Source organism: Candidatus Kosakonia sp. 282A-S69 (genome assembly GCF_029433855.1).
GTDB lineage: Bacteria > Pseudomonadota > Gammaproteobacteria > Enterobacterales > Enterobacteriaceae > Kosakonia > Kosakonia cowanii_A.
On the sequence record NZ_JAROAU010000005.1, the window covers coordinates 100172 to 100414 of the forward strand.

The following is a 243-nucleotide window of genomic DNA, read 5'->3' on the forward strand; positions in this document are numbered from 1 at the left end:
GGGCATTCGCCCTTGTGTGCATCGCGGCGAGGCTTGTATGTCGTGCAGGGCGCGCGGTTTCCACGGGCGTCTTCCGAGAGTTTCGCGACGGGGTTGAAACGATGGCCCACTTCGATCCCGGCGCACGGCGCGGCTCCGCGGAACCGTTCAGGGACGAGGGCGGGTCTGGCGCGGCTCCGTCGCTTCCCCCTGCGGCCCAGCACACTTTGGATCGGATCGCGGAGGCGCTGGGCGTCACGACGG